Genomic DNA, 26431 nt, shown 5'->3' on the forward strand with positions numbered 1-26431 from the left:
TATTTTTTCATGGAATTACAAAAGTTTCGATACGATAATCAATTACCAAAGCTATTTGCAGTTGCCACCATAGGTTGGGGAGCAATAGGAATGCTAGTAGGAGTTCTGATAGCTTTTCAACTTGCTTTTCCCATTCTGAATTTTGGAATTGAGTATACCTCATTTGGTAGATTGCGACCGGTTCATACAAATGCAGTGATATTTGCATTTGTTGGCAATGGTATATTTACTGCTGTTTATTACTCTATGCCGAGATTACTCAAGACACCTATGTGGAGCAAAACCTTGGGTAATATTCATTTCTGGGGATGGCAGACTATTATAGTAGCAGCAGCTGTTACTTTAATGATGGGCTTCACGGGAGGTAAAGAATATGCTGAACTAGAATGGCCTTTAGACATTGCTATTACGGTGATATGGGTAATATTCGGTATCAATATGTTTGGAACTCTAATCAAGAGAAGAGAAAGGCATTTATACGTTGCTATTTGGTTCTTTATAGCATCTTGGGTAACAGTTGCTATGTTGCATATCGTCAATTCCTTTGCGATTCCGGTTTCATTTATGCATAGTTATTCATGGTATGCAGGTGTTCAGGATGCTCTTGTTCAATGGTGGTATGGACATAATGCTGTTGCATTTTTCCTAACAACACCATATTTAGGATTGATGTATTATTTTCTTCCTAAGGCGGCTGAGAGACCGGTTTATTCTTATAGATTAAGCATTGTACACTTCTGGAGTTTGATATTTCTTTATATATGGGCTGGTCCACACCACTTATTGTATACTGCATTGCCGGAATGGGCTCAATCTTTAGGAACTGTATTTTCTATCATGCTATTACTGCCTAGTTGGGGAGGTATGTTGAATGGTTTGTTTACCTTGAGAGGTGCATGGGATAAAGTTAGAGAGGATCCTATTCTTAAATTCTTTGTTGTAGCAGTTACCTGTTATGGAATGGCAACTTTTGAAGGACCGATGTTATCACTAAAGAATGTCAATGCCATTTCCCACTATTCTGACTGGACTATAGCGCATGTGCATGTAGGTGCTTTGGGATGGAATGGATTTCTGACGTTTGGTATGATATATTGGTTATTCCCAAGAATTTTCAATACAAAATTGTATTCTAAAAAATTAGCTACCAACCATTTCTGGATCGGCACGCTTGGTATGTTGCTGTATGTAATTCCAATGTATTGGGCATCATTTAAGTCTTATTTCATGATGTCTGCTTTTACACCTGAAGGTCAGTTACAATACCAATTTATTGATATCGTTCAAACCATTGTTCCTTTTTATGTTTTGAGAGGAATTGGTGGTACTATTTATTTGACTGGAGTAATATTAATGATTTACAATCTATGGAAAACTGCCAAAGCAGGTAAGTTTAATAGATATGAATCAGCAGAAGCACCGGCTTTACCTGCTAAGTATATCAAACCAAAGGCTGCCCATTGGCATTCTTGGGTTGAAAGAAGACCAATTACATTACTTGTGTTTAGTTTAATTGTAGTAGGAATAGGTGGTCTCGTAGAGATTGTTCCGACATTTTTGGTTAAAACTAACATTCCTTCGATCGCCAGTGTAAAACCATACACTCCACTAGAACTCCAGGGTAGAGATATCTATGTGAAGGAAGGTTGTTATAACTGCCACTCTCAGATGATTAGGCCATTCCGATATGAAGTGGCTCGATATGGAGAATACTCTAAAGCTGGTGAATATGTTTATGACCATCCATTCCAATGGGGAAGTAAACGTACAGGACCAGATCTTGCAAGAATCGGAGGTAAATACCCTGATAGCTGGCACTTTAATCACATGTTAGAACCAGTATCAATGTCGCCCGGCTCCATCATGCCTCCATATCCATGGTTGTTTGAAAAATCGGTAGATGCAGGTACTACGAATAGTAAGATCCATGCTATGCGACGGCTAGGTGTTCCATATCCTAAAAATTATGAAGCTAAAGCAAATGATGATATGAAGAAACAGGCCAAGTCTATAGCAGAAAGTTTAGCAAAAGATAAAATCGTTATTCAAAGTGATAAAGAGATTATCGCGCTTATAGCTTATTTGCAGAGAATGGGTACAGATATTAAAGCCAAAAACTAATGGGTTATAATTTTTAATTAATTAAAATATTTAGATATGAAATTCGCTAATTATTTGACAAAAATATCCGGAGTATCAATATATCCTTTATTCTCTCTGATTCTTTTCGTCCTCTTTTTTACATTAGTAATAATTTGGGCATACAAAACAGATTCAGTTACAGTAGAGTATATTGAAAATCTACCACTGGAAGATGGAAATACATCTAAATGATCAAGAATAATAGAATAAAAATGAAATCAAAAAAATATTTAATACTGCCTATTATTATTTTAGTAATAGTGCTATTTTCTGGAAATTTCTGTTTGGCTCAAGGAGCATCTCCTGCTGCAGAAACTTCCTTGTTTGCTTCTTTGATGCCTATTGATTGGATATTAATCGGGTTTGCTCTTGTGTTGTTGTTGATCATCATTATTCTTTCCAACACATTGCATTTATCAATGGTCACGTATCAAGCCAATGAAAAGGAGAAGAATCGAAATAATCTTTCAGCCTTGAAAACTCTATTAATTATTGTATGCTTGACAGCATTTATTTCCACAGATGCAAGTGCTGCTAATGGAAGTCTACCTGAGTGGTTGAGTGGGGTGAGAATGATGTTGTATTTTTTTATAATATTGGAATTAGTGACAATTTTAGTGATTATTAATTGGATAAAATACTTCACTGGAATTGAGGAATACAAGAGAACCCAAAAAATTCTGAATAAGGGTAAAGAATGGAGCTTTTCTAAATTATGGATAGCCTTGAATAAATTAAGGCCAATTGAGGAAGAAGGGGAGTTGGACACAGGACACAGTTATGATGGTATCCGTGAGTTAGACAATGCTACACCTCCATGGTTCACATATAGTTTCATTGCATCGATAATTATTGCAGGTATTTATATGTACACATATCATATAGCTTATTCAGCTCCGAATCAATTAGAAGAATACAATACCGAAGTAGCTGAAGCAAGATTGGCTCAAAAAGCATATTTGAGCGGACAAGGAGAAATGGTTGATGAAACTAATGTTACTATGATGGATGCTTCTGCCATTGCTGTTGGCAAATCTATCTATGCTGCGAATTGTGTAGCATGTCATGGCAGCGAAGGGCAAGGCGGTGTAGGTCCGAATCTTACTGATGACTATTGGTTGCATGGCGGTCATATAGTTGATATCTTTAAAGTTGTAAAATATGGTGTGGCTGAAAAAGGTATGAAATCATGGCAGGAGGACTTTTCCGCAAATCAAATTGCTCAATTATCCAGTTATATTAAATCAATTCATGGTACCAACCCTCCTGGCCCTAAGGCACAGCAAGGAGATAAATATGATATTAAGCTTGATCTTATAAGCACTAAAGATTCTTTGGCAACGCCCGCTGTAAATTAATGCAACATAAATGAACGATTTACATATATACGAATCAGGTAATGAAGCTTTCAGAGATCGCATGAGCGGAGTATCTGAAGATGGTAAGCGGAATTGGTTTTATGTAAGTAGAGCTAAGGGAAAATTTACCAAATACAGAGATCTACTTAATTATTTCTATTTCGCATTATTTTTTACTTTACCTCTGATCAGATATAATGGTCGTCCATTTTTCATGTTAAATTTTCCTAAAGGAGAATTCATCCTTTTTGGAAAAATATTCTGGCCTCAGGATTTTTTCATCTTTGCTGTCGGGATGATTACATTAATTGTTTTTATCGTTTTGTTTACAGCTATTTATGGCAGGCTATTTTGCGGTTGGGTTTGCCCTCAAACTGTCTTCATGGAGGGCTTATTCAGAAAAGTAGAGTGGTGGATTGAAGGAAGCCCTACTCAGCAAAAAAAGTTGGATCAATCAGTCTGGAATGCAAATAAGATTAGAAAACGGGGTACTAAACATTTAGTTTTCTTGCTTTTGTCTTTTCTCATTGCGAATACATTTCTAGCATACATACTCGGCAGTGATGAGCTCCTAAAAATCATACGTGAACCGATTACAGAGCATGTATCATTATTGACAGGCATTTTGGTATTTACCGGTATTTTCTATGGTGTATTTGCTTTCGTAAGGGAAATAGTATGCACTACTATTTGCCCATATGGTAGACTGCAGAGCGTAATGCTTGATAAAAATAGTATGCAAGTATCATATGACTTCGTTCGAGGAGAACCAAGAGGAAGGATCAATAAGAAGGAAGAATCTGTGACAGGAGATTGTATAGATTGTAAAAAATGTGTTATAGTTTGTCCTACAGGTATCGATATTCGAGATGGTGTTCAAATGGAATGTGTAGGATGCACTGCTTGCATTGATGCCTGTGATGAGGTGATGGATAAGATTGAACGTCCATTGGGTTTGATAAGATATGCATCTGAAAATCAAATAGCAGATAAGGTCCCATTTAAGTTTACCACACGAATGAAAGGTTATAGTGGCATATTAGTTTTGTTGATGGGAGTTATGTCTTTTCTGATTTTTAGCAGTAGAAGTATTGATGGACAAGTTTCTCGTATTAAGGGTCAATTATATCAAGAATTGCCGGATGAAAAGATCAGTAATCTTTATGATGCAAAAATTATCAACAAGACCAACAAAAATCTACCATTGCAATTTAAATTAACTGATCTCAGTGGAGAAATCAAGATTGTTAGCGCTCATGAATCTTTATTAAAGAAGGAATCATTAAATGAATTTACTTTTTTCGTCATTTTGGACAATAAAGATGTAAAAGAACGAAGTAATAAAATTGGCATAGATGTAATAGCAGATGGAAAGGTTGTTCAAACAATCAAGACTACTTTTTTAGGTCCTTTTAAATAAGTATTAAAAATTAAATGAAGTTTAAATGAATTGGGGACACGGGATATTGGCGGTAATTATTTTATTCGTTTTAGGTATTGGCAGCATGGTGTATGTATCATCTCGTCAGAAGATTGAAATGATGGATGACCAATACTATGAAAGAGAATTAAAACATCAATCTTTAATAGATGGTGAAGAAAACCTTAATAAAGCTCATGGTCATATAACTATATACGATAGCACCAAATATCTAGTGGTGCATATTTCAGAAAACGTTACAGACAGTTTACAGGAGGGAAATTTAAATTTTTTGAGACCTGCAGATAAAAGGTTGGACAGAAATATTGAATTAATTCCTAATAACGGTGTCCAATTAATTCCAAAGTCTTCCCTTGTAAAAGGAAATTATAATGTAAGAGTATCATGGACGAATGGTGTTACGCCTTACTACAAACAGCTTTTCGTTGATGTAAATTAGAATAAAATGTGGCCTTCAATTATTGCAGGTTTGGGAATTGGGTTGGCAGGAAGCTTGCATTGTGTAGGTATGTGCGGACCACTTGCGATGGCACTACCAATGGGACAAGGACGCGATCAACAAATACTAAATATTTTACTTTACAATTCAGGCAGAGCTATTACGTATGGGTTACTAGGATTGTTGTTTGGCTGGTTAGGCAATAATTTCTTCATAGCAGGATACCAACAGGTCTTATCTATTTCAGTTGGGATTGGAATTTTGCTTCTTTATTTCATTAACAGCTCTAAAACTAATCTATTTCCTTTTATAAATAGATTTACGAATGCGATTAAAAATGCATTGGTTACTCAAATGAAAAGTAAAAGTTTATTCAAATCCTCTTTATTAGTTGGAATCCTAAATGGTTTGCTTCCATGTGGAATGGTCTATCTGGCTATAGGCTCTGCTATGGCCACGGGAAGCATTCAAAATGGTACATTGTTAATGTTCTCTTTTGGTCTTGGTACAATCCCATTAATGACATTATTGATGATATTTGGAAAAAGTATTAAGTTTTCGTGGAGGCTACAGCTAAAAAAAGCTTTGCCAATAATGGTCGTTTGTATGTCAGTGTTACTAATCCTTCGCGGATTAAATCTTGGAATTCCATATGTAAGTCCCCATCTTAATGTGGAAGGAACTACGCCAAAGATGATCCATTGTGATTAGATAAAGTGAGAAAGTGAGAAAGTGAGAAGGGGTTGGATAAGTGATATGTGATAGGGTGATCGGGTGATCGGGTGATCAGATAATCAGATACCCAAAAACATCTACTTTATGAATAATTTAATCTTGTTTAAAAGGGCCAACAGCTAAAAGCCATTAGCTAATTGACAATTCTATGGACTTAAGAATCTATCTTTTGGCTTTAACCCAAATTCTAATAATCTTGAAGCTGCAAAGAAGCCTTCATCCAGATTTATTACATTAATTTTAATAAGTTTTTGATCGAAGCAATAAACAGTTAAGCCATTTAGTTTATCTAAAGTTACGATGGTTCCGGGCAGTATACGTTCTGTCACTGCATCATCACAGATTTCAGCATCTGTTAAGCAAATACCCATATTGTTTATATAAGTACCTGCACCTTTATTCCAAGGATTACAGGCATTAATAAGTCGAATAACCTGCCATCTACTCATGGTGTTCCAATTGATCATGAGATCTGATGCAAGAGGATTTTTAAAATAGAAGGCTTTAGTTTGATCCTGTTTAACAGAAGGGAGAGGCGAATCTACTGTAAACATTTCCAATAGTCTTAATGCCATTGAAGCACCAAGAAAACTTAATTTCTTTAGTTGTATCCCAAATGTGTCTCTATCATCTATGGCAATTCTTTCCTGCATGACCATAGGGCCATTATCTATTTTTTTATCTACCACATGGACTGAAATACCACTCTCGGATTCACCATGGAGCATTTGAGCAAGAATAGGATTTGGTCCGCGATATTTTGGTAAGATTCCGTAGTGAAAATTTAAAAATTTATTCTGGAGGATTTTAAGAACCGAATTTGGGATGATAAAAGCAAATGTCATCATCCATGCCGTGGTAATATTCTTTTCAGTAATTAAGGTCTGAAGCTTAATTTGTAAGTTTTGTTTATTTACTTGTAATAAAATAACTCCTGTACCGGATAGAATTTGATTAAGCAATGTAAATAACGATGTATTTTCTTCAGGAACTACTACAGCTTTTAGATTACCTTTCATGTATAACTGTTGCATAGCAGGGAGTGCCAACTCATTATTACATAAAATCATAATGTTGATGGGGCCAATCATATACAGAGATAGGTATTTCTCCAGGAAGTGTAAAGTTCATCAGGGATCTGTGCAACCATTTCCTGCCATGGTTCTGTTGTATCAGAGATTGTTTCTTCAATTGTTATTTGAAGTCTACCGCTTGCGCTAACTAGATAAGCCGGTGCAATAATATATCTCTCTTTATTTATAAATATTGTTCCACGAGGACTTTTAATTTCTTTGCTTATTAGCTGTATGATTGCTGATTCACAATTTGGAGTGTTTTTAAGTTGTTGGAGATATTCCATAACCAATAGGGCAGTTTCCCAACCTTGCATCGAAAAGAGATTTGCTTCTTTATTGTTTTTAGCCCTGTAATATTCTAAGAAAGCGTGGTTGATTTTATTTTCAAGCTCAGGCACCCAAAAAGTGTATCCTCTAATATTCATTGGAACATCAGGCTTAGGCTCTTCAAAATCTCCAGGTGTACAATCAAACATCATGGGCGAACAATACCAATTCAGATGCGCTTTGCTACTTATGTCAGCAAGTTTTTCATAAAAAAAACGCGCAGAATCTCCACTAAAAATTGCCAATAAATTCTTTACATCAGCACTCTCTTCAATGAAAGTCGTTAATGTATCCGTGTTAAATGCTTCTTTTTTATAATGACTTACGTAATTATGTTCAATTGTTCCGCCGGAATTTGTAAATGCGTTAGTCATGGCGTGTGTATGTCTATAACCTCCATCAAAAAATGAGGTTGCCAGGATAGCCGTTATTCCCTCTGCCTTCTTAGTAACATATTTTCCGGTAAGGAAACAGCATAAAGAATCATTGAGAGAATGAAATATGGTGTTTTTTATTTGTGATATGGATATATCAGGATAATTAGCACCGGCATTTACAATGATAAGTAGCTTTCCGGCTGCAGCAAATAGAGGTGAAAGCTTAGCAGCATGGTAATCTTCAAGATATGCTATTACCAACTCAGCATTATCGACAATTAAATATTTCTCAGCTACAGCATACAACTCTTCATCTTTAAGACCATAACCGATAATGTCTATCTTGAAATCAAGGTCAGTATATTTATGGTACTCGAAACTAGATTTTACACCTTGAAGAAAGTCCATGCCAATAGAAGGATAAAGAGTCGATCCTGGCAGTAATATTCCAATTGTCATGCTTTTGTAAAGAAAATTGAATTTATGTAAAGTTATTAGATTCTTTGGGAAGATGTTAGTGTTAAATACACATAAAGACTCAACTAATTATAAATAAATATTGAGCCCTTGTTTGGTGAATCAGCAAATTTAATGAAAATATACTTTTTAATTTCTTGCCGGAAAAATACCTTGCATGCAAATAATAAAATTAACGCCTAAAACTGGCTGTATGTTATTGACCGGTATAGATCCTCCGACCGGTGATGCAGTGAGAGCGGTATTCATATTAGCTAAACTGCTTCCATTATTAGTTGTTGAATACATATCCGTCCCATCAAGAGTAGCCGGATAGTTTCCCTGTGAAACATCTGCGGTTCCAGGCACAGCCGTAGCTGGCATTGTTATGGTGCCGCTGAGAGGATGAGTATGGGCAGGAAAATTAGCATTGGTAATTGTCTTAGTTTCATTACCAGCAGATTCTCCTAGAGAGTAATATGACAGGCCGGGTCCCTGACCCATCCCAACTGGAATTCTACTCCTAAAATCCGGTAACCCAAAAGTAGATTGACCATTTCCTCCATATGTTGTGCCAAGTATTGAAAATAGTGCCGTATTCGATGCGATACTTAATATCTGAGACTGACATATTGCCCAAAACTTTGGTCCAAAATTGCCCCCAAACATTCTTATTTCTCCTATTGTTCCTTCCATGTTATTTCTACTAAATTATATTATTAGTTAATTTTGAGTTGGGTAAATTCCATATAAGCAAATGATAAAGTTGATAGCTAAGTAAGGCTGTTTATTATCTATTGGAGCATTGCCATTACCTACTTGGGGCGCTACAGTTAATCCGGTAAAAGTAGCTGGTGCCATTGAGCTATTATCAGAGGTAGTTCCATAAATTGATTCACCATTTCCTGCCGGAAAATTATTGACTGATACCGGTGTTTGACCATCACCGTTAGCACTTGCTATACCTGCATTACCTGAAACACCGTGTGAATGGTTACTTATGTTGTCTACAGTGAGCGTATTTGATTCGGTGCCAGTAGATTGACCAAGCACATAGGAACTAAGTCCTGGGCCTTGCCCGGGCTGAACCGGTGTCCGACCTCTAAGATCCGGCAATCCAAAAGTAGTCTGTCCGTCACCTCCATAAGTGGTTCCAATTAAAGAAAATAACGCATCATTTTCACTTATAGCCAATAATTGACCATTACAAAAAGCCCAAGAAGCAGGTGGAAAATTGCCTGCAAACATCCTTATTTCTGACATAGTCCCTTCCATGGATATAAAATTTAAAATTTCTTGATAATAAAAATTTGATTAATTTCTAGATGGAAAAATACCTTGTAAACAAATAATATAATTAATACCTAAAGAAGGCATTATATTGTTTACAGGTGTTCCACCGGAACCTCCCAAATTTAGTGCAACTGTGGCTGGTTTCATTGCACCACTGCCTGAAGTCTTATATTTAGGACTCCCATCATTCGAAAAATAATTTCCAACAGGAGTAGGAGAATCGGCCGGAGTCGTGGTAGTTAACATTTTGGCACTACCTGAAATGACATGGGTATGAGCAGGAAGATTAGTATTAATTAATGTATTATTTTCGGTCCCCATAATTTGACCTTCAACAATATTGGACAACCCTGGTCCTTGACCAACGCCTATTGCAGTCCTACTTCTCATATCAGGCAAAGAAAAAGTTGTCGTTCCATTACCACCAAAGGTCGTTCCTAATATAGAAAATAGCGCCTGATTCTGTGCAATAGGTAATAGTTGACCACTACAATATGCCCAGTATTTGGGGGCAAAGTTTGCAGCAAACATGCGGATTTCTCCAATATATCCTTCCATTATTTATAGTGAAATAGGGTTAAATAAAATTACAAAGACTAAATATAGGAAACATTATTTTGTTAATATGCTTTATTTAAAAAAAATAATGGAAAAATTAATTTAAAACCCAATTCAACATATAAGGATAAGATTTTACCCCTAGAGCATCTGCATTTTTTTCATCGACGGTCATCCCCTTCCATTGAAGCATGGGTACACCAAAATATTGTTTATTATTAAATGAATCTGCAATATGATTTCCACCATTTTTATACCCCTCTTCATGGAATACAAAATATGGGTCAATCTTGAGATGGATACAAGCAGCATAGGACCATGCTATGGCCATCATCTCTTCAGCCTCTCTGTGTTCTCTTTTTTCGATTGTTAGAGCGTTAAGATATACTCTTTCATTAATAGGAACTACAGCCAAATGCCCTGCTTCGTGTAAAATATCACCTGGGTATTGCAGATGATCTTCATCTATTAATAAAATGCCATCCTTTATTGAGAGGCCAGGCAAAAATGTAGTTTCAAACAACTTTTCAAACCTGGTTTCTATTCCTATATCTGCAATGAATATCAGGCATTTTTTATAATAATCATAGATATTATTATCGCTCAATGATTCATGTCTTCTATTTTGCATACTTCATAATCTTATTAAACCTAAAAATCAACATGATTTTAATTAAAGTACAAATTTTTAATTTCTTAAAATATATTTCTTCTTGCATAAATATAACAATGAAATTCAATAAAACAAGAATAAAGCAGTTGTACCTGGACAATACTTTCAGTAAAATTATTATCTTATTAGAAATTTTAATATTTTTACTTTTAAATATACATTTTAATAGTACTTTGCACAAGGTAGAAACCTAAACTAACCGCTTACTATCATGAATACTAGAAGAAAATTCTTTTTAAATGGCAGCATGGCTGCCGTTGCGATATTAACAATTGATCCATTTAAAAGCATTGCAAATAGTCTTGGCTCTTTAGTTGACATACATGCAAGTAATATAAATTCTGTTGCTATGACTCATTTTGGGAAAGTTTTTCAAAATGGTAACTCGCAAGTAGTCAAACAATTTGCAAAACTTAAAAACAAATATTCGAATTTGGTTTTGCTGCAAAAAGGTAAAAACACATCAGACAATCAGCATGATCAGTTTTCATTTATTGATAGCTTGAATTCAATATCAACAAAAGATTACGATATTATATTTAGAGGTAAAACTAAAATTGGAATTATTACCTATGGTGATGGATTAGATCCAATCAAAAATGTGAATGATATAGCAATATTTTTGAAAGAACAGAAAAGTTGCAATTTGGTAGTTTGCCTATCATCCTTAGGATTTAAATCTGAAAATAGTTTTAATGACCTCTCTTTGGCAGAATCTTCAACTCACATTGATATTATTGCTGGGGTTCATATTAGTAATTACTGTAAGCAACCATATATTTCCCGGAACAAAAATAAAGAAGAAGTTATAATCAATTATGCTGGTTCAGATGGTCTTGCATTCCACACAATTGAAATTGGTTTTGATAAAAGTGGTTCAAAAAATCATGCTAAATTCACAAAAATTTGCAAAACTACACTGGCGTAGGTTTATCTATTGAATGAAAGTACTTAAATACCTTCAGCTTCCATTTTTTTTTAATGCAGGTGTAATGCTAAGAGAAGTAGAAATTCTTGCAGATCTGCATTGGAGACCTCATTATCAGGTAAAACATTATGAAGGTGAATGGAGTGCTATTCCACTGCGAAGTATAGATGGTAAATCAGACAATATTATAATTTCACCTTCTAATGATAAAGAATATGGCGATACTGAGTTTTTGGAAAGAAGCCCATACTTTACCAATATTTTGCATAACTTTAAATGTGAACTTCAAGCCGTACGGTTGCTTAAATTAAATGCAGGAAGTTCGATAAAAGAACATCGTGACGCAGATTTAAATTATGAAAAAGGAGAAGTGCGCTTCCATATTCCCGTCATTACTCATTCTGAAGTTGAGTTTATTCTTGATAATGAAAGATTATATTTGAAAGAAGGTGAGTGCTGGTATATGAATTTTAATTTGCCTCACCACATAAATAATAAAAGTAGCATTGATAGAATACATTTGGTAATTGATGCCGCGGTTAATGATTGGGTCATAGATTTATTTAACGATGCTGATTGTCCCATAAAAAAAGAAATTGAAGATACTTCTCGCAAATTTAATGTAGCAACTACAAATCAAATTATCCAAAATTTATTGGAAATGAATACAGAAACCAGCATTAAAATGGCAAACGACTTAGCGAAGGGTTTATAGTTCTTTAAATACTTGTAACCCTAATCAGCATTTTAATCCTTTTCTTCGCTTTATCAAAATTATTACAAAATCTATGATTGTCAATTTGCGCTTAAAAAAACTGTTTATTTATAGTTTTACAGGAGCAATCACCTCTTTTTTAATAGTTTACTTCTATACCAATAGGCTAATCTTTTCATTGTTATTAGCTTTATGCGATTTGCTTTTGAAGACTATCTTGTTTTACTTTATCAATTTATTGTTTAGTAAGTCCAAATTTAAAGCAAAACCTGCCATTATATTTTTAACAGGGTTAAGTGGTTCAGGTAAGACTACTATAGCAAAATCGCTTATTCAAAAATATAAAAACCTTGGAGTGAAAGTAATTTTGTTAGATGGGGACGATATTAGAAAATATATACCTCAAACTGGTTTTGATGAAGAATCAAGAAAGAAACATAATTTGAATGTAGGATATATGTCTTCTCTGCTCGAAAGTCAAGGTCATGTCGTAGTTGTTTCCTTAATATCACCGTACATTGAAACGCGCAATGATATTAGAAAAATGTGCAAAAGAATGATTGAAGTTTATGTCAAAACTGATATAAACATATGCATCAAAAGAGACCCAAAGGGTTTGTATGCTAAAGCTATTTCTGGAGAAATAAAAGAATTTACTGGAATCTCGGCTCCATATTACGCACCCCTTAGCCCTGAAGTAGTTGTTGACACAGAGTTATTAAATATTCTGGAGTGCACTGAATTAATTTTTAAAGAAGCAAATAAATGAAGTTCAATTTATTTATAGGACGCTATCAAAGTCCTCACAAAGGCCACATGCACATCTTTGAAACCTATTTAAAAAAAGGTATGCCAGTGTTGATCGCTATTAGAGATGTCGAAACGAATGCAGATAATCCATTAACTGGATTTCAAATAAAAGCGATTTGGGAAAGAATTTACGCTAATAATCCGTTGGTGCAAGTGATAATTATTCCTGATATCTCCTCTGTGAATTATGGAAGGCAAGTTGGTTACGAAGTAAATGAAATAAATGTTGATGCTAATTTAGCATCTATATCCGCGACAGAAATAAGAAAACAGATTTTGATTGGAGAAAATACCTGGAAATCTTCAGTGGATGAATCTGTTCATGAAATGCTGACAGACTTTATAAGTTCAAAAAAATAATTATTTATGAGATATAGTTATGGTCGTGCACTTAAAAATTGGATACCCATTAAATTACAGTCAGATCATGAAATTTTATGTCAATGGCTATACGTTGGTGATAAAAAGTTTACTGATCCTTTTTTTGACGAAACAATATCAAGATGCCGCAGTATCCCTGAAAATGGACATTTAAAAAAGAGCATGAGTTCGACGGACTTTTTGAGTGATTTAGTTAATGATATGGACGTAATTGAACCAACAGCTTTTATTTTTCATATTTCACGTTGTGGTTCAACTTTGATTTCTCAAATGTTGGCAACTCAGCCATCTAATATAGTACTATCTGAAGTTTCATTTTTTGATGACTTGTTGCGTTTTGGAAAAAAAGCAAATTGTCTTTTAAGTATCTTGCCGCAAATAAAAGCTGCAATAAGTATTTATGGACGAAAAAGAAATGCAGAGGAATGTCGGCTTTTTATAAAATTAGATAGCTGGCATATACATTTTTACGAAGAATTAAGAATGATATATCCGAATACACCTTTTTTTCTCTTATTCAGAAATCCTCATGAAGTTTTGCTTTCGCAACAAAAAAAAAGAGGAATGCAGTCAATTCCAGGTTTAATAGAACCAGAGATATTTGGATTCAATCTAGAAGTACTTAACATTTCAGATCTTGATAAGTATATGTCTATGGTGCTAGAAAGTTATTTACTCAAATTTGATGAAGTGCTCCAAAACGACAAAAACTGCTATGCACTTAATTATCATCATGGAGCAATGCAAATGATAGACACAATTATATCAAAAACGAAAATCCATATTACCAGAGATGAAAGGAATGCTATGGAGCATAGAATACTTTACAATGCCAAATATCCCGATACAATTTTTAGCGAAAAGCCTTCTCAAGAGTTAGTGCCAGAATATTTGCAAAAATCAGTTGCATTATATAAAAGGATTGAAAAGCAAATACTTTCAGAATAATAATATCTTTCATGACTGATTTTATATTTCTGCCCACATCCTAAACAAATTGCTATGTGTTTGTAGTAGGAGATTTGTGGCAGGCGCATTTGGTGCTTCCTGATACAAAGCGCTGTGGACCTGGTTTAATTGAAAAAGTATCTGACGCTGTTCAGCATCCTTAACATTACTTTGTATCCATGTCACAGCAGCTAATCTTTCTCCTCGTTTTATTTCATTAACGCAATGCAAGTATTGGCAGGGATATAAGACCGCATCGCCTTTTGCCGGTTTAAAAGATGTAACCGTTGAGTCTGACTGAATGACAAGTTCTCCACCTTCATAAGTATCAGGTTCGCTTAAAAATACTGTCATCGCCAAGTCTGTCCGAATAGGCGGATTTCCCATAATGGGACTATCTACATGCCAACCATAATATTTTCCTGGAGTGTATTTGCTTACTATAAATGGAAAAACATCCTTCGGCAAGGCAGCTATATTAAATAATGGACTTTGTTTCAAGGCATTATTTATGATTTCATGAATATTTTCTATACTCTCATTACCTGGTGCCAATTGAAGATTATTCTTCACATCTTTGGCTGCTAAACTAGCAGTCAATTTACCATCAATAAATTCCGATTTAGCAATCAACTTATCGATTTCATTCAATTCTTCTGCAGTTAATAAAGAAGGAATATGAAATAATTTCTGGCTCATTGTCTGTGTTTAAAAATTAATAATAGGTAAATATAGCCTATAAATATCTTTCACTTCGAATATAATATTTTAAATATTTTCATTCTATTACCAAAGTATTTATACCTTTATTTCTGTACATTTCTTGCAATGAGTAAAAGAATAATTAATATTTCTGATTCAATTGAGATCGGTAATTTGGGTGTAATGCACTTGAAACGTTACTGGCAAAAATGTCAGCTTAAAAAGGATGGTTCTTTAGCATCTGATGCTTTTCCTGAAGAATGGAATATTGATATTACTCTTTTGTCTGCACTAGGATTGGGTTTGGAGCAAACTCTAAAAGAAATATATAATACATTAAAGGATTTCAATGATTTTGAGAACTGGGTACTTTCTATAAATGATGGCGAGTTGCCTAAGGAAAAAATTGAACAATTCAACAGATATATACATAATCGAGAAAATGGAATTGTGGAAGGAGAAATTGAAAAATTCTTGGATGAATCCGATATTAGTTTCTGGAATGAAAATGGATATTTAATTATTAGAAATGTTATATCCGGCCAAGATTGCGAAGATACAATCAATGCCATTTGTGATTTTATCGATATCGAAAGAGATGATCCTTCAACATGGTACAATGATCACCCTGCTCGTCAGGGAATCATGGTCCAACTCTTTCAGCATCCTGCTTTAGAGAAAAATCGATTATCAGCAAAGATCAGAAAAGCATACGAACAGTTATGGTCAAGAAAAGATCTTTGGGTCAATACTGATAGAGTAGGTTTTAATCCGCCGGAAACCTCCTCTTGGAAATTTCCAGGACCAAAGATGCATTGGGATGTAAGTCTCGCAATGCCTATTCCTTTTGGGTTACAGGGTATTTTATATTTAGCAGATACCGCTTCCAATCAAGGAGTTTTTACATTAGTTCCAGGATTTCATAATAAAATAGAATCATGGTTAGGAAGTTTACCACCATCAGTAAATCCACGTAACGAAGACATTTACGCTTTGGGGACAAAACCCATTGAAGCGAAGGCAGGTGATTTTATTATCTGGCACCAGGCATTACCGCATGGAAGCAGCCCAAATTCTTCCGAATTACCCAGGTTTGTACAATATATTAATTACGCACCCTTGGACGCAGAGGTAAATGAAGTATGGATTTAAAATTAGAAATCAGAAATTAGAAATTAGAATGATTTCCGCAAACGAACTTCTTTACTTCAATTATTAGCTGCCCAATAATTATATCAAGAAGTTCCGCCCGCGCTTATTACCCATTACTTATTACCCATTACCTATTCGTCTGAACCACTGATTTAAATGATTATTATGATTTCACTGATTTAAAATTAGAAATCAGAAATCAGAAATCAGAAATAAGAATGATTCCGTAAAAGATCATTGAAAATCAACTCAATCCTTGCCCTAATGCCCATCATTAAGTACAACTATTCAATCGAAGTTATTACCCATTACCCATTACCCATTACCCATTACTCATTACTCATCACCCATCTTCAACTATTCCACTGCCACCCACATTCCCGGTACTCTTGCACTTACCGTATTATTATACATTGCACTGCATGTTGTAGCTGGAACAAAACTTTTACCGCTATAGGCTGCTATAAGTTTAGTTTTAAATGTTTTTGAACTACTTGGTCGAAGATCAAAGAAATAATTCACTCTATCGTCTCTAATATCTGCATAATCATAATAAGCACCATTGTTCGGATCTATCATTCCTTCCTGCATTCTGTCATTGACTATCTCCCAGCCAGATGGAAAGATCTGGGTAAGGGCTAATTCCTGTATTTCTATTGAATAATTTGAAATATTTGTAACGGTTGTAGATGTGTAAAACTCTGTCCCCTTTTTGATGTTAGCAGGATTTAATGCGTTACCATTTTTGTCGGTATAGTTTATGGAAACAGATATATTGTCAGCCTGTTTAGTCTGATCGGTCAATGCTGGTTTGCCTTTTTGAACCATGGTTACATATAATACACCAGAACCTTTGTTTACAATCTTTGAATTCTGAACATTTTGCTTAGAACCAAATTGAACATAATATGTAGATTTTGTTTCGTTTAATGATATTGCCTTTCCACCCATCGTATAAGTTGCATTGATTCCAGAAGAAGGTGGATATTTTTTCAAATACTTAGCTACTGACCAAAGGCCATAGGATAGGCTATAAGTAGCATACCAGCTGCCGCTACCCATTTTTGTTGCCATGGATTTTGCTACATTTGCTGCATTTAACTTATCTTCTACCGATACAAGCGCATTTAACAGTATAGCTTGGTCTCTGAGGTCGGAACCGAATGTATAACCAAATTCAGCATATTTTGGAACGTCTTTATTTGCTTGGGCAAGCAATGCTTTTGAAACGTCCTTTTTGCCTATTATTGCGTAAGATGCGGCTAAGTAAAATTTACTTGGATTGGAAAGTGTTTTTAATTCTTTTAATTGATTCATCGAACCAAGTTCAGGACTCCCTGCTAGTGCAAGAGTATACAATCGGTAAGCTTGATCTATATCTGCATTGTGCGCATACAAACCTGCAGCCAACTGTTTAGGTTGCCAAAGTTTAGCAATTTTCTTCTGGTTATTAAGCCAACTGTCATAAGTACCTTGTGGAATGTTATAACCTGCTTTTTTAGCTTCTATCATAAAATGACCGGCATAATTGGAAGTATATTGGTCTACATAATCACTTCCAGGCCAATAGCTGAACCAACCTTCCGAATTCTGAAAATTAGAAATCTTGCTGATGGCTATATCTACCATGGATTTAATCTTGTCCTTATTGGTCTGAGTCAATGGTACGACATCATTGAGGAACAACTGAGGGAAAGCCTTTGAAATAGTTTGTTCAAGGCATCCATATGGATAATCGATCAGCTGATCAAGATTTTTGGCAATATTCATTGATGGGAAAGTTGAAAATTCTAGTGTAGTCGTATTTGTGCCATCCATACCTACCTTTTCTGCACCAATATCCATGCTTTGCCCTGCAGCAATCACATAGTCTTTAGAGACTGTTATAGGCATATTGGGATTACGAACCTCGATCTCAATTGTCTCCCTTGTAAGTTCTTTGCCACTTTCTGCAGTAATTTGAATAATAGATCGACCCTCTTTATTACCTACGGAAACAGGAAAGTATAACATTTTCTCACCGGGTCCTTCAAAAACAAGATTTTGTCCTGAAGCTGATTGTGGTATTAAGTTATTTGATTTGTCTAATATATTGACTTTAACATCTCTAATGTTAGATTTTGTTACGAAAACATTGACTGGAACGTTGAAAGTTTCTCCTGGACTTAAAACTCGAGGAAGCGTAGTTGACACCATTAAAGGTTTTATCACTTTGATGCTTTGATTGATTGAACCAAATGCCTTTTCATTGCAAGCCACAACCATAGCTCTGACTGACCCCATATAATTCGGTATTGAAAAACTGTGTTTTGCCTTTTCACCTTTTTTCAATATAAATGGACCAAGATTTACTACAGCAGGTATGAATCTATTCGCCTTTGGAGCTCCTTCTACTTGTGCAGCAGCCATATCGCCACCAACTGCAAAAATATTTGCGAGACGACCACCATATGCGCCGATCACATAGTCAAATAAATCCCAAGTTCTAATAGCAAGCGCTGATTTTGCATAAAAATGATCATATGGATTAGGCGTTTTAAATTTTGTTATGTCCAATAATCCTTCATCGACAATCGCAATAGTATATGACATTGCTTTTCCATCTTTTTCAGATACAGTGAAATCTACTTTTTTATCAGGCTGAATCTCACCAGGTATTTCCAAAACAGGTTTAAGAATCAGGCCAGGATTTTCAATTTTAAATGGAAGTACACCATACATCCTAAGAGGAAGGTCATTTCCGGATTGATTATGAGGCTGAATTAAAGTGACAAATGCGTAGCAATTGGAGCCCATCTCATCTGTGGTCTTAATACTAATTTTATTAGCACCTTCCTTACAATCCACCCATTGATGACTAACTAAGCTATTTCCATTTTCAATTGTTATTAAGGCACGGCTATTTGAGGGAGATGAAAAACTAAGATTGATATCTTCACCAATTTTAACCGTCTTTTTGTCCATTCCCAATGGAAGAGATGTGGCGATATTTGCCATTTGATCGAGACTGGCATAGTCAGGATATCCTGAATAAAAGAAAGAACCTGTAGTGTGAGGACTTGCATCTGAAGTAACTTTAACAAAATATCGTCCCCAAGTCGAAGGTTTGAAATCCATCGATACTTTGCCATTTGTACCTGTCTTTTTAGTAATAGTTTTGATAGGAACTGAATTGAAATTTCCTGTATAATATGAAGCGTCGCTGTATCCGCCTTCCCACCACCATCTCCAATCTACCTTGTAGATTGTCACAGTCATATTGACATTGGAAATTGGCTTTCCGAATTGGTTAAGAGCAACGCCTGTTATATCTGCATTTTTTCCTTCTTCGATAGTTGGTTCTCCCCATTGATTGCTGGGCAATTTGACACCCACATATGTTTTATATGGGGAATATGTTCCTGTTGTATAATCGATGCTGAAGTTGCCTCCGGGTTCAAATACCGTAGTTTTAAACACTACTTTACTTATTTGCTTAATATCTTCATTTGGATTAATTTGCATAGTAAGATTCGCATTGCCACCGTCGTCTGTGTTTCCATCAAAAACTGTACGTTGGAATGATTGATCACTTCCTTCATTAATAAATGCAAAGTCTTCATATGAAGGAAATGGAGTAGAGGAGGATCTTAGATTGGCATCTATGACAGCTCTCAAATTGGCTGCTACAGTGCCGATCAGCCATGTACTGTTTAACTTAGCACTGACAGAAGATGTTCCTGCCATTAAGCTACCTTTATCAGCTTCGAAATTGATTTTAAGCCTATTGGGTTTGATAGTTTCTACATTGAGAAGTTTCGTAAAAGTTGCTCCCCCAACTTTTACACTTGCCGCCCAAACACCTGTTGGAGATTCACTTGTAGTGGCCAAATGCATAGGAATGATCTCGCCCTTCTTATAATTAAAAATAGTTTTTGAAACAACCACATTTCTTGGGTCGCGCCATTCCAGCTGTATCGGATGTCTGACAGGTAATGTAGATGCTTTGTCTTCAATAATACAATTAAGGAAAATCGAATCACCGGGTCTCCAAACACCTCTTTCAGCGTATAAATATGCCTTAAGTCCCTTCTGATATTCTTCACCCGTGACGTCAAACTTACTTAGGGATAGAGACTTTCCATCGTCCAGTAGCAAATAACTTTTCTCTTCTCCTTTCTCCGCGATGACCATGAAGGGCTTTCTGTCCAATTTAACCTTTAGTATTCCGTCACCGTCACTTGAACCTTTATTTATAACTTGTTGCTGGTAATCATAATAGGTTACCTCAGCACCGCCTAATGCTTTAGCAGTGATAAGATCAGTGGTCACTGAGAAAAATTCTCCTTGGTCATTTCCTTTCGCGATTAACCCAATTGAAGATTTGTAGACACTTTGCACTGCAAAATGTTCTTTACTATAGTACATTGACTTGCATGGATTATTTCTGTCTTCATAATTGTAGTCATCATAACTGAAATCAGTGGCAAAACCATTATAGTTGTTGTCATAAAAGCTTTCTATTGGCTCATCATAACTTTGCCTCATAGGTTCTAGCGCTTTCTCTTCCCACGTTACTTTATCTCCTGTGCAATTGTATGTAGAGTATGCATTTCTAAAGCCAAGTCTGATCTGGTATATTGCATTTTTGTCAGTAGTAATAAGCTTATTGAGATCAAGACCATATTTCACCCAGGAGGATTTATTGATTGCCGAATTAAGACTTGAAAGCTGTATTTTTTGTTGAAGGACAATGTTTCCAACACGATTAACATCATAATCATCTTCATATCCTGAATAAGTTTGGTAATATTGAAGAATGTTATTGGAATATATTTTAACAACTTCTATATCAATAGCATTTAGATTGATAGCTTCGAAAGGAAGGATAAGGCCATCATTTTCTGGCATGATGTTACCTTTATTGACGAATCTAACAGCTGGTTTGGTATCCATGAAATTTACTTGCTTTGACCAAGGTTTGCCTAAGGCTTCTTCATGTGTATTTTTAATAGAAGGACTGACATTGACAGTTTGATTTCCTGTAATTCTTGTAGCTGGAAAAACTTTAATATTATTACCTTGAACTGCATATGTGATCAGTTGATCATAATCCTGAATAGTGATTAAACCTGCAAGGTCCTGTGTTGTAAGAATAGGATCAGAAAAATTTACGATAAAATAGAAGTCATCTTCATTGTTGAAGAAGATATCATGCACTTCAAAAGTGCCAATTGGTGCCATCTTAAGATCCTGAGTCGATTTAGCAGGTACAGAAATGGATTCTCCATTTAATTCAACTTTGATTTTCTGTTCACTGTTATTTCTGCTCAATCCACTAATGACGAAGTCGTGCGTAAGCCCATCATTGCTGTGAGCCCATTTTACATTGCCGGTTTGTGGTTTAACAATTGATTCAATATTTTTATTTTCATCTGCATCAGCAGTTAGGATTTTACCTTTATAATTGGTAGCAGCGTAATCCGAAGAAGAAACAGTCTCCCAGCCATTCCATTGTACAGAATAATCTTGTTTTATGGTTTGAAGTGAAAAATTAAAATTCTTAAATTCTCCAGGGACGTTATCATGTATTTTGCCGATATTTATAGATACGTCATAGCTTTTATTACTTTCAAATGATTCAGTTGGTTTGAAGATTAGTGTTTTTTCATCCTGCCAAATAGCCTTACCTTCTACACTTGGTGAAATGGTGAATGCATCTGATTCAACGTATCCACCAACAGACTTTTTTTCAACCATATTATTGGCGAAAACGACTTTTATTGGTTGATTTTTCGATATTACACCTGAGGTGTTTGCAAAAACGTATGGATTCTTTTCTGCATTAATCTTAGCTTTTTTGCAGGAAAATAAGGTACAAACCAAAAGTAAAATAAAAGTGTAGGAAAGAAATTGTTTGTTGAACATGGTAGAAAGTTTTTATTTTAAGGATGTATTGTATTAACAATTAATTGTTTAAATGCTGTTATTTAAAGTTTAGGATTAATTATACAGAAAATTATTGGTGTAGAAATGAAGTATTTTAGTTTAGATAACGTCGAAACCCTTATATTATTTAGGTTTACGGTACAATAAAGATACAATGGATTTTATATAATATAGGAAATTAATATATTAATAATAATGTAATATGTAATTAGAACAAAATGAAGTTGTTTATTTTAGAACTATGGTAGGGTAGGCTCTCAAACCATTCTCTAATTTTTATAAGGTGCTTTTCAATTCAAAATATTTTCAAAAATATTTATATATGAACCTTGATTTGTTATCTTTGCCTTATAAATATAGATCATGAGTCAGGAAGAAAAGAAAAACGCATCAAAACAATGGATGATATTTGCTGTATCTACGGTAATCATTATCGCCATGTTAATATATGTACCTACCTTCTTTTGGGTAGTACTCCCATTCCAATTGACCTCTTTTGCTTATGCAATGGATTGGGTTTAAGTAGCAAATCGGCTTATTAGAAATAGAAGGATATCTTGAATAAAGATGTCCTTTTTTAATTTTTAAGAGTGTTTGACCGTAGAGAATTTAAAAAAAGACCAATAAAATGAGTTTCATTTTAGATCTATAATCCATCATAGATAAAAATCTTTCCTACCGATAAGACCCTCATCAGTACTTATTATATCCTTTATTTTTTCGTATATTAAGGTATCATTTTCAAAATCAAGATCATCTATGTGGATCACATAAACAGGTATGTCTTTGATTGATGAAAAGTAATTTAAATAGGCTTGAGATATCCCCGATAAGTATTCAGGTTGAATTTTTTTCTCAAATTCTCTATTTCGCTTGGCTATATTTTTAAGCAATGATTCGACAGGTCTATGAAGGTAAATAATCAACTCTGGTTGGATCAGTTGTTGATTTAGTTGGCTGTATAGTTTGTAAAACAAGACGTATTCCTGATCATTTAAGTTTTCCTGAGCGAATAAAACAGTTTTATGAAAACAATAATCAGCAATTATTATTTCATGAAACATATTGCTGACGCTCAATTCTTGTTGCATTTGCTTGTGTCGCTCAGACAAGAAAAAAACCTCCACAGGAAATGCAAATCTTTCTTTGTCTTCATAGAAAGCTATGAGGAATGGATTTTCGTCAAATCTCTCAAGTATTGCCAATGCATTATTTTCAGCAGAAAGCATTTTGGTCAAAGTCGTCTTCCCACTCCCAATATTACCTTCAATGCAAATAAAATTATACTTCAATTTCGCTATTTCTAACTTCCAATTTCTTATCTCTGACTTCTGACTTCTTATCTCTTACTTCTGATTTCTGACTTCTGACTTTAACCTTACTCCATCATCCTTACTTCTCCCATATCCTTGCATTCATCGTACAATTCCCAAATTGATTTATTCAATACCGGGTGAATGTAATCAGGGATAATATCCAAAAGAGGGGTTAATATAAAGCCCCTTTCCTGAATGCGAGGATGTGGAACTTGAAGATTTTTCTTGTTAATAACTTCGTTGTTGTAGAAAAGTATGTCGATGTCAATATTTCGATCACTTATACCTTTTTCGCTCCTGACTCTGCCCATGGATTTTTCTATCTGAGTAATGTTTGTTAACATATCATCAGGGCTTAGTCCAGTCTCCATGAAAATCACTTGATTTAGAAATTCATTTTCTGATTCAAATCCATGAGGTTGAGTTATATAAACAGAAGATGACTTTGGTTTTGTCTTTGCCAATCTGGAAAGTTTGAGATATGCTTCCTGAATATTTGTCAGGCGAGGTTCTATGTTGCTACCGAGAGATAATACGACTTTGGCCACTTTTATTATTTTAGATTGCAAATAGAAGGAAAAAAAGTGACAAAAGAAAGTGAAAAGAATAATATGGGTTAGATTAATTGATAGGTTATGCTATTGCTACTTTAGTATTAAATTGTAAATATGAATTTCATACGTTATTTAATGATTATATTTTTTTCAATAATTTTATATCAAACACCCTATAATAAAGCGTATCGCCAACTTCTGTCTGTGCTTTCTCATCCTCCAGCGTATAACCGGAAACCTGGACTACTGTGGACCTGTCTTTTCTTACTCCATTATTATACCTGATACAAGAAATTCCTTTCATGGTCATGGTATCGGCTTCGCGTTCTGAAGTATATTTAAGTACCTCAGTGAAGATGTTTTTTTCAAAATTGTAAGTTTTACCATTTTGGGTATATTTAGCCTCCAGAACAACTTCAGTTATTCCATCTTTTTGTTTGCCTTTGATCTCGGATTGGTCCGGTCCTAGTAATTTTATATAAGTTACCTGATCTTTTGCAGTTACTAAATTTGCATTGATCTCAGCTTCTCTTTCAGGTAAGGTAAACTCAACATCGGGGCCAGAGGTAGTGTGGATATACGTTGATGTTATATTAGATATTTCAAGAAATTGAAACTCGACGGGAAAGGAATCCTTAAATATCCCATAACCTTCATCTTCCTTGCAACATGCACCAACAAAGGATACAGTTAAAATTATAAATAGTGCTTTTACTAATTTCATAAGTAGTATTTGAAAACAAATATAAACGGTTTTCTTATAAACGTCATTTCCCGACCAAAGGTTAACTCCAAAACTTCAAAATTTATGAATAAATGTTAGCTTTGCGCCACAAAAAATAAAAAGATGGACTCCGTAATAAAAGACCTTGTGGCAAAGGAACTTAAAAGACAACGTGAAGGAATTGAACTCATTGCCTCTGAAAATTTTGCCTCTGCAGAGGTGATAAAAACAATGGGCACGGTTCTTACGAATAAGTATGCCGAAGGGTATCCGGGTAAGAGATATTATGGTGGATGCGAAGTCGTGGATGAAGTAGAACAGCTTGCCATAGATAGATTAAAAGAACTATTTGGTGTTGAATTTGCAAATGTGCAGCCACATAGTGGTGCTCAGGCTAATGCAGCAGTATTTCTTGCATGTCTTCAACCACATGACAAAGTTCTTGGATTTGATTTATCTCATGGTGGCCACCTTTCTCATGGTTCATCTGTCAATTATTCGGGTAAGGTATATACACCTTCTTTTTACGGTGTTGAAAAAGAAACAGGCCTTATCAATATGGATAAGGTAGCCGAAATAGCAGAAAGAGAGCAACCAAAACTTATAATCTGTGGCGCATCAGCCTATAGCAGAGACTGGGATTACAAACGATTCAGAGAGATCGCTGACTCAGTTGGTGCTATCTTGCTAGCTGATATAGCTCATCCCGCAGGATTAATAGCTACAGGTTATTTGAACAATCCGATACCACATTGTCATATAATAACTTCAACCACTCATAAAACCCTTCGCGGCCCCCGTGGCGGCATCATCATGATGGGACAAGACTTTGAAAATCCATGGGGAAAAACCACAGGCAAAGGTAAACTTGTTAAAATGTCTGCTGTTTTAAACAGTGGTGTCTTTCCGGGAATGCAAGGTGGACCATTGGAACATGTAATCGCTTCTAAAGCAGTTGCTTTTTACGAGGCATTACAACCTTCATACAAAGAATATATTGGTCAAGTAATCAAAAATGCACATGCTATGTCAGAGGCCTTTAAAGCAAAAGGTTATGACATCCTAAGTGGTGGGACTGATAACCATATGATCTTGCTAGATCTTCATTCCAAAGGAGTCACAGGGAAATTAGCTGAAAACACTTTGATCAAAGCGGATATCACGGTCAACAAAAATATGGTGCCTTTCGATCAGGAAAGTCCTGCCATTACTTCCGGTATTCGTATAGGTGCTCCGGCTGTTACTTCCAGAGGATTCAAAGAGGCAGATTGTGTTCAGGTAGTTGAATGGATCGATACCGTATTAATGAACAACCGTGATGAGGCATTGATCGCCAAAGTGAAATCTGAGATCAATCATAAAATGGAAAGTTTCCCTTTGTATGAAGGAGAATTCTAA

25 protein-coding genes and 1 pseudogene are annotated in these 26431 nt (G+C 35.1%); 15 read left to right on the forward strand and 11 right to left on the reverse strand.

Features of this window, described 5'->3' with window-relative positions; translation table 11 throughout:
* The first annotated feature begins 9 nt into the window (after nt 1-9).
* From ccoN to IPI15_RS05100, 6 genes are read left to right on the forward strand one after another with little or no spacing between them, the layout of a single operon-like run.
* Entirely contained in the window at nt 10-2121 is a 2112-nt protein-coding gene (ccoN, locus tag IPI15_RS05075) for a cytochrome-c oxidase, cbb3-type subunit I (RefSeq protein ID WP_287401166.1), read from the forward strand.
* A 36-nt stretch (nt 2122-2157) separates the two neighbouring features.
* Nucleotides 2158-2334, forward strand: coding sequence for a hypothetical protein (locus IPI15_RS05080; protein WP_287401167.1), 177 nt, complete (start codon nt 2158-2160; stop codon nt 2332-2334).
* 20 nt (nt 2335-2354) lie between these two features.
* Nucleotides 2355-3500: a cbb3-type cytochrome c oxidase N-terminal domain-containing protein gene (locus IPI15_RS05085; protein WP_287401168.1), complete on the forward strand. Its 1146-nt coding sequence runs from the start codon at nt 2355-2357 to the stop codon at nt 3498-3500.
* A 10-nt stretch (nt 3501-3510) separates the two neighbouring features.
* The gene (ccoG, locus tag IPI15_RS05090; protein WP_287401169.1) at nt 3511-4920 is read left to right on the forward strand and encodes a cytochrome c oxidase accessory protein CcoG; all 1410 of its coding nucleotides are present in this window, start codon (nt 3511-3513) and stop codon (nt 4918-4920) included.
* Between the two features lie 25 nt (nt 4921-4945).
* Nucleotides 4946-5380 carry a FixH family protein gene (locus tag IPI15_RS05095; RefSeq protein ID WP_287401170.1) on the forward strand — a complete coding sequence of 145 codons (435 nt, stop codon included), beginning with the start codon at nt 4946-4948 and terminating at the stop codon, nt 5378-5380.
* A 6-nt stretch (nt 5381-5386) separates the two neighbouring features.
* A complete protein-coding gene (locus IPI15_RS05100; RefSeq protein WP_287401172.1) occupies nt 5387-6091 on the forward strand; it encodes a sulfite exporter TauE/SafE family protein in 705 nt (234 codons plus the stop codon).
* Nucleotides 6092-6261: 170 nt separating this feature from the next.
* Here the strand turns inward: IPI15_RS05100 and IPI15_RS05105 are convergent, their stop codons facing one another.
* From IPI15_RS05105 to IPI15_RS05130, 6 genes are all read right to left on the reverse strand, one after another.
* Complete coding sequence (locus IPI15_RS05105; RefSeq protein WP_287401174.1) at nt 6262-7134, reverse strand: methionyl-tRNA formyltransferase; 873 nt, start codon at nt 7132-7134, stop codon at nt 6262-6264.
* Nucleotides 7135-7202: 68 nt separating this feature from the next.
* On the reverse strand, nt 7203-8354 hold the full coding sequence (locus tag IPI15_RS05110; protein WP_287401176.1) for an ABC transporter substrate-binding protein: 1152 nt from the start codon (nt 8352-8354) through the stop codon (nt 7203-7205).
* 147 nt (nt 8355-8501) lie between these two features.
* Nucleotides 8502-9047, reverse strand: coding sequence for a phage tail protein (locus IPI15_RS05115; protein ID WP_287401177.1), 546 nt, complete (start codon nt 9045-9047; stop codon nt 8502-8504).
* Nucleotides 9048-9074: 27 nt separating this feature from the next.
* The gene (locus IPI15_RS05120; RefSeq protein ID WP_287401178.1) at nt 9075-9626 is read right to left on the reverse strand and encodes a phage tail protein; all 552 of its coding nucleotides are present in this window, start codon (nt 9624-9626) and stop codon (nt 9075-9077) included.
* Between the two features lie 39 nt (nt 9627-9665).
* Nucleotides 9666-10202 (reverse strand): phage tail protein, encoded by a 537-nt coding sequence (locus tag IPI15_RS05125; RefSeq protein WP_287401179.1) that lies wholly within the window; start codon nt 10200-10202, stop codon nt 9666-9668.
* A 97-nt stretch (nt 10203-10299) separates the two neighbouring features.
* Entirely contained in the window at nt 10300-10833 is a 534-nt protein-coding gene (locus tag IPI15_RS05130) for a hypothetical protein (protein WP_287401180.1), read from the reverse strand.
* A 253-nt stretch (nt 10834-11086) separates the two neighbouring features.
* Between IPI15_RS05130 and IPI15_RS05135 the strand changes: the two genes are divergently transcribed.
* The 6 genes and pseudogenes from IPI15_RS05135 (at nt 11087) to IPI15_RS05155 (ending at nt 14657) form a co-directional block, all read left to right on the forward strand.
* Complete coding sequence (locus IPI15_RS05135; protein ID WP_287401181.1) at nt 11087-11803, forward strand: bifunctional UDP-sugar hydrolase/5'-nucleotidase; 717 nt, start codon at nt 11087-11089, stop codon at nt 11801-11803.
* A gap of 13 nt (nt 11804-11816) precedes the next feature.
* A complete protein-coding gene (locus IPI15_RS05140) occupies nt 11817-12518 on the forward strand; it encodes an aspartyl/asparaginyl beta-hydroxylase domain-containing protein (protein ID WP_287419382.1) in 702 nt (233 codons plus the stop codon).
* A 73-nt stretch (nt 12519-12591) separates the two neighbouring features.
* Nucleotides 12592-12735: pseudogene (locus IPI15_RS19775) on the forward strand (hypothetical protein); the annotation flags it as partial.
* Between the two features lie 21 nt (nt 12736-12756).
* On the forward strand, nt 12757-13287 hold the full coding sequence (cysC, locus tag IPI15_RS05145; protein ID WP_287419384.1) for an adenylyl-sulfate kinase: 531 nt from the start codon (nt 12757-12759) through the stop codon (nt 13285-13287).
* Entirely contained in the window at nt 13284-13688 is a 405-nt protein-coding gene (locus IPI15_RS05150; RefSeq protein ID WP_287401187.1) for a hypothetical protein, read from the forward strand. Before cysC ends, IPI15_RS05150 begins: the two co-directional genes overlap by 4 nt.
* 6 nt (nt 13689-13694) lie before the next feature.
* Nucleotides 13695-14657 carry a hypothetical protein gene (locus IPI15_RS05155; protein WP_287401188.1) on the forward strand — a complete coding sequence of 321 codons (963 nt, stop codon included), beginning with the start codon at nt 13695-13697 and terminating at the stop codon, nt 14655-14657.
* 21 nt (nt 14658-14678) lie between these two features.
* Here the strand turns inward: IPI15_RS05155 and IPI15_RS05160 are convergent, their stop codons facing one another.
* Nucleotides 14679-15356, reverse strand: coding sequence for a Fe2+-dependent dioxygenase (locus IPI15_RS05160; protein WP_287401190.1), 678 nt, complete (start codon nt 15354-15356; stop codon nt 14679-14681).
* Between the two features lie 129 nt (nt 15357-15485).
* Between IPI15_RS05160 and IPI15_RS05165 the strand changes: the two genes are divergently transcribed.
* Nucleotides 15486-16511: a phytanoyl-CoA dioxygenase family protein gene (locus tag IPI15_RS05165; protein ID WP_287419385.1), complete on the forward strand. Its 1026-nt coding sequence runs from the start codon at nt 15486-15488 to the stop codon at nt 16509-16511.
* Nucleotides 16512-16868: 357 nt separating this feature from the next.
* Here IPI15_RS05165 and IPI15_RS05170 read toward each other — a convergent pair whose 3' ends face one another.
* Nucleotides 16869-22418 carry an alpha-2-macroglobulin family protein gene (locus IPI15_RS05170; RefSeq protein WP_287401192.1) on the reverse strand — a complete coding sequence of 1850 codons (5550 nt, stop codon included), beginning with the start codon at nt 22416-22418 and terminating at the stop codon, nt 16869-16871.
* Between the two features lie 384 nt (nt 22419-22802).
* On the opposite strand from IPI15_RS05170, the gene IPI15_RS05175 reads away from it, so the two are divergent.
* Nucleotides 22803-22961 carry a hypothetical protein gene (locus IPI15_RS05175; RefSeq protein ID WP_287401193.1) on the forward strand — a complete coding sequence of 53 codons (159 nt, stop codon included), beginning with the start codon at nt 22803-22805 and terminating at the stop codon, nt 22959-22961.
* 134 nt (nt 22962-23095) lie between these two features.
* Here the strand turns inward: IPI15_RS05175 and IPI15_RS05180 are convergent, their stop codons facing one another.
* The 3 genes from IPI15_RS05180 to IPI15_RS05190 all read right to left on the reverse strand — a co-directional run bounded on the left by IPI15_RS05180 (nt 23096) and on the right by IPI15_RS05190 (nt 25033).
* On the reverse strand, nt 23096-23731 hold the full coding sequence (locus IPI15_RS05180) for a deoxynucleoside kinase (protein WP_287419387.1): 636 nt from the start codon (nt 23729-23731) through the stop codon (nt 23096-23098).
* Between the two features lie 86 nt (nt 23732-23817).
* Nucleotides 23818-24303 (reverse strand): 2-amino-4-hydroxy-6-hydroxymethyldihydropteridine diphosphokinase, encoded by a 486-nt coding sequence (folK, locus tag IPI15_RS05185; protein ID WP_287401196.1) that lies wholly within the window; start codon nt 24301-24303, stop codon nt 23818-23820.
* Nucleotides 24304-24448: 145 nt separating this feature from the next.
* Nucleotides 24449-25033 (reverse strand): hypothetical protein, encoded by a 585-nt coding sequence (locus tag IPI15_RS05190; RefSeq protein WP_287401198.1) that lies wholly within the window; start codon nt 25031-25033, stop codon nt 24449-24451.
* Nucleotides 25034-25156: 123 nt separating this feature from the next.
* Here IPI15_RS05190 and glyA point away from each other — a divergent pair, with 123 nt between their 5' ends.
* Nucleotides 25157-26431, forward strand: coding sequence for a serine hydroxymethyltransferase (gene glyA / locus IPI15_RS05195; RefSeq protein ID WP_287401200.1), 1275 nt, complete (start codon nt 25157-25159; stop codon nt 26429-26431).

It is taken from the genome of Candidatus Brachybacter algidus, assembly GCF_016707225.1.
GTDB classification, from domain to species: Bacteria; Bacteroidota; Bacteroidia; order Chitinophagales; family Saprospiraceae; genus Parvibacillus; species Parvibacillus algidus.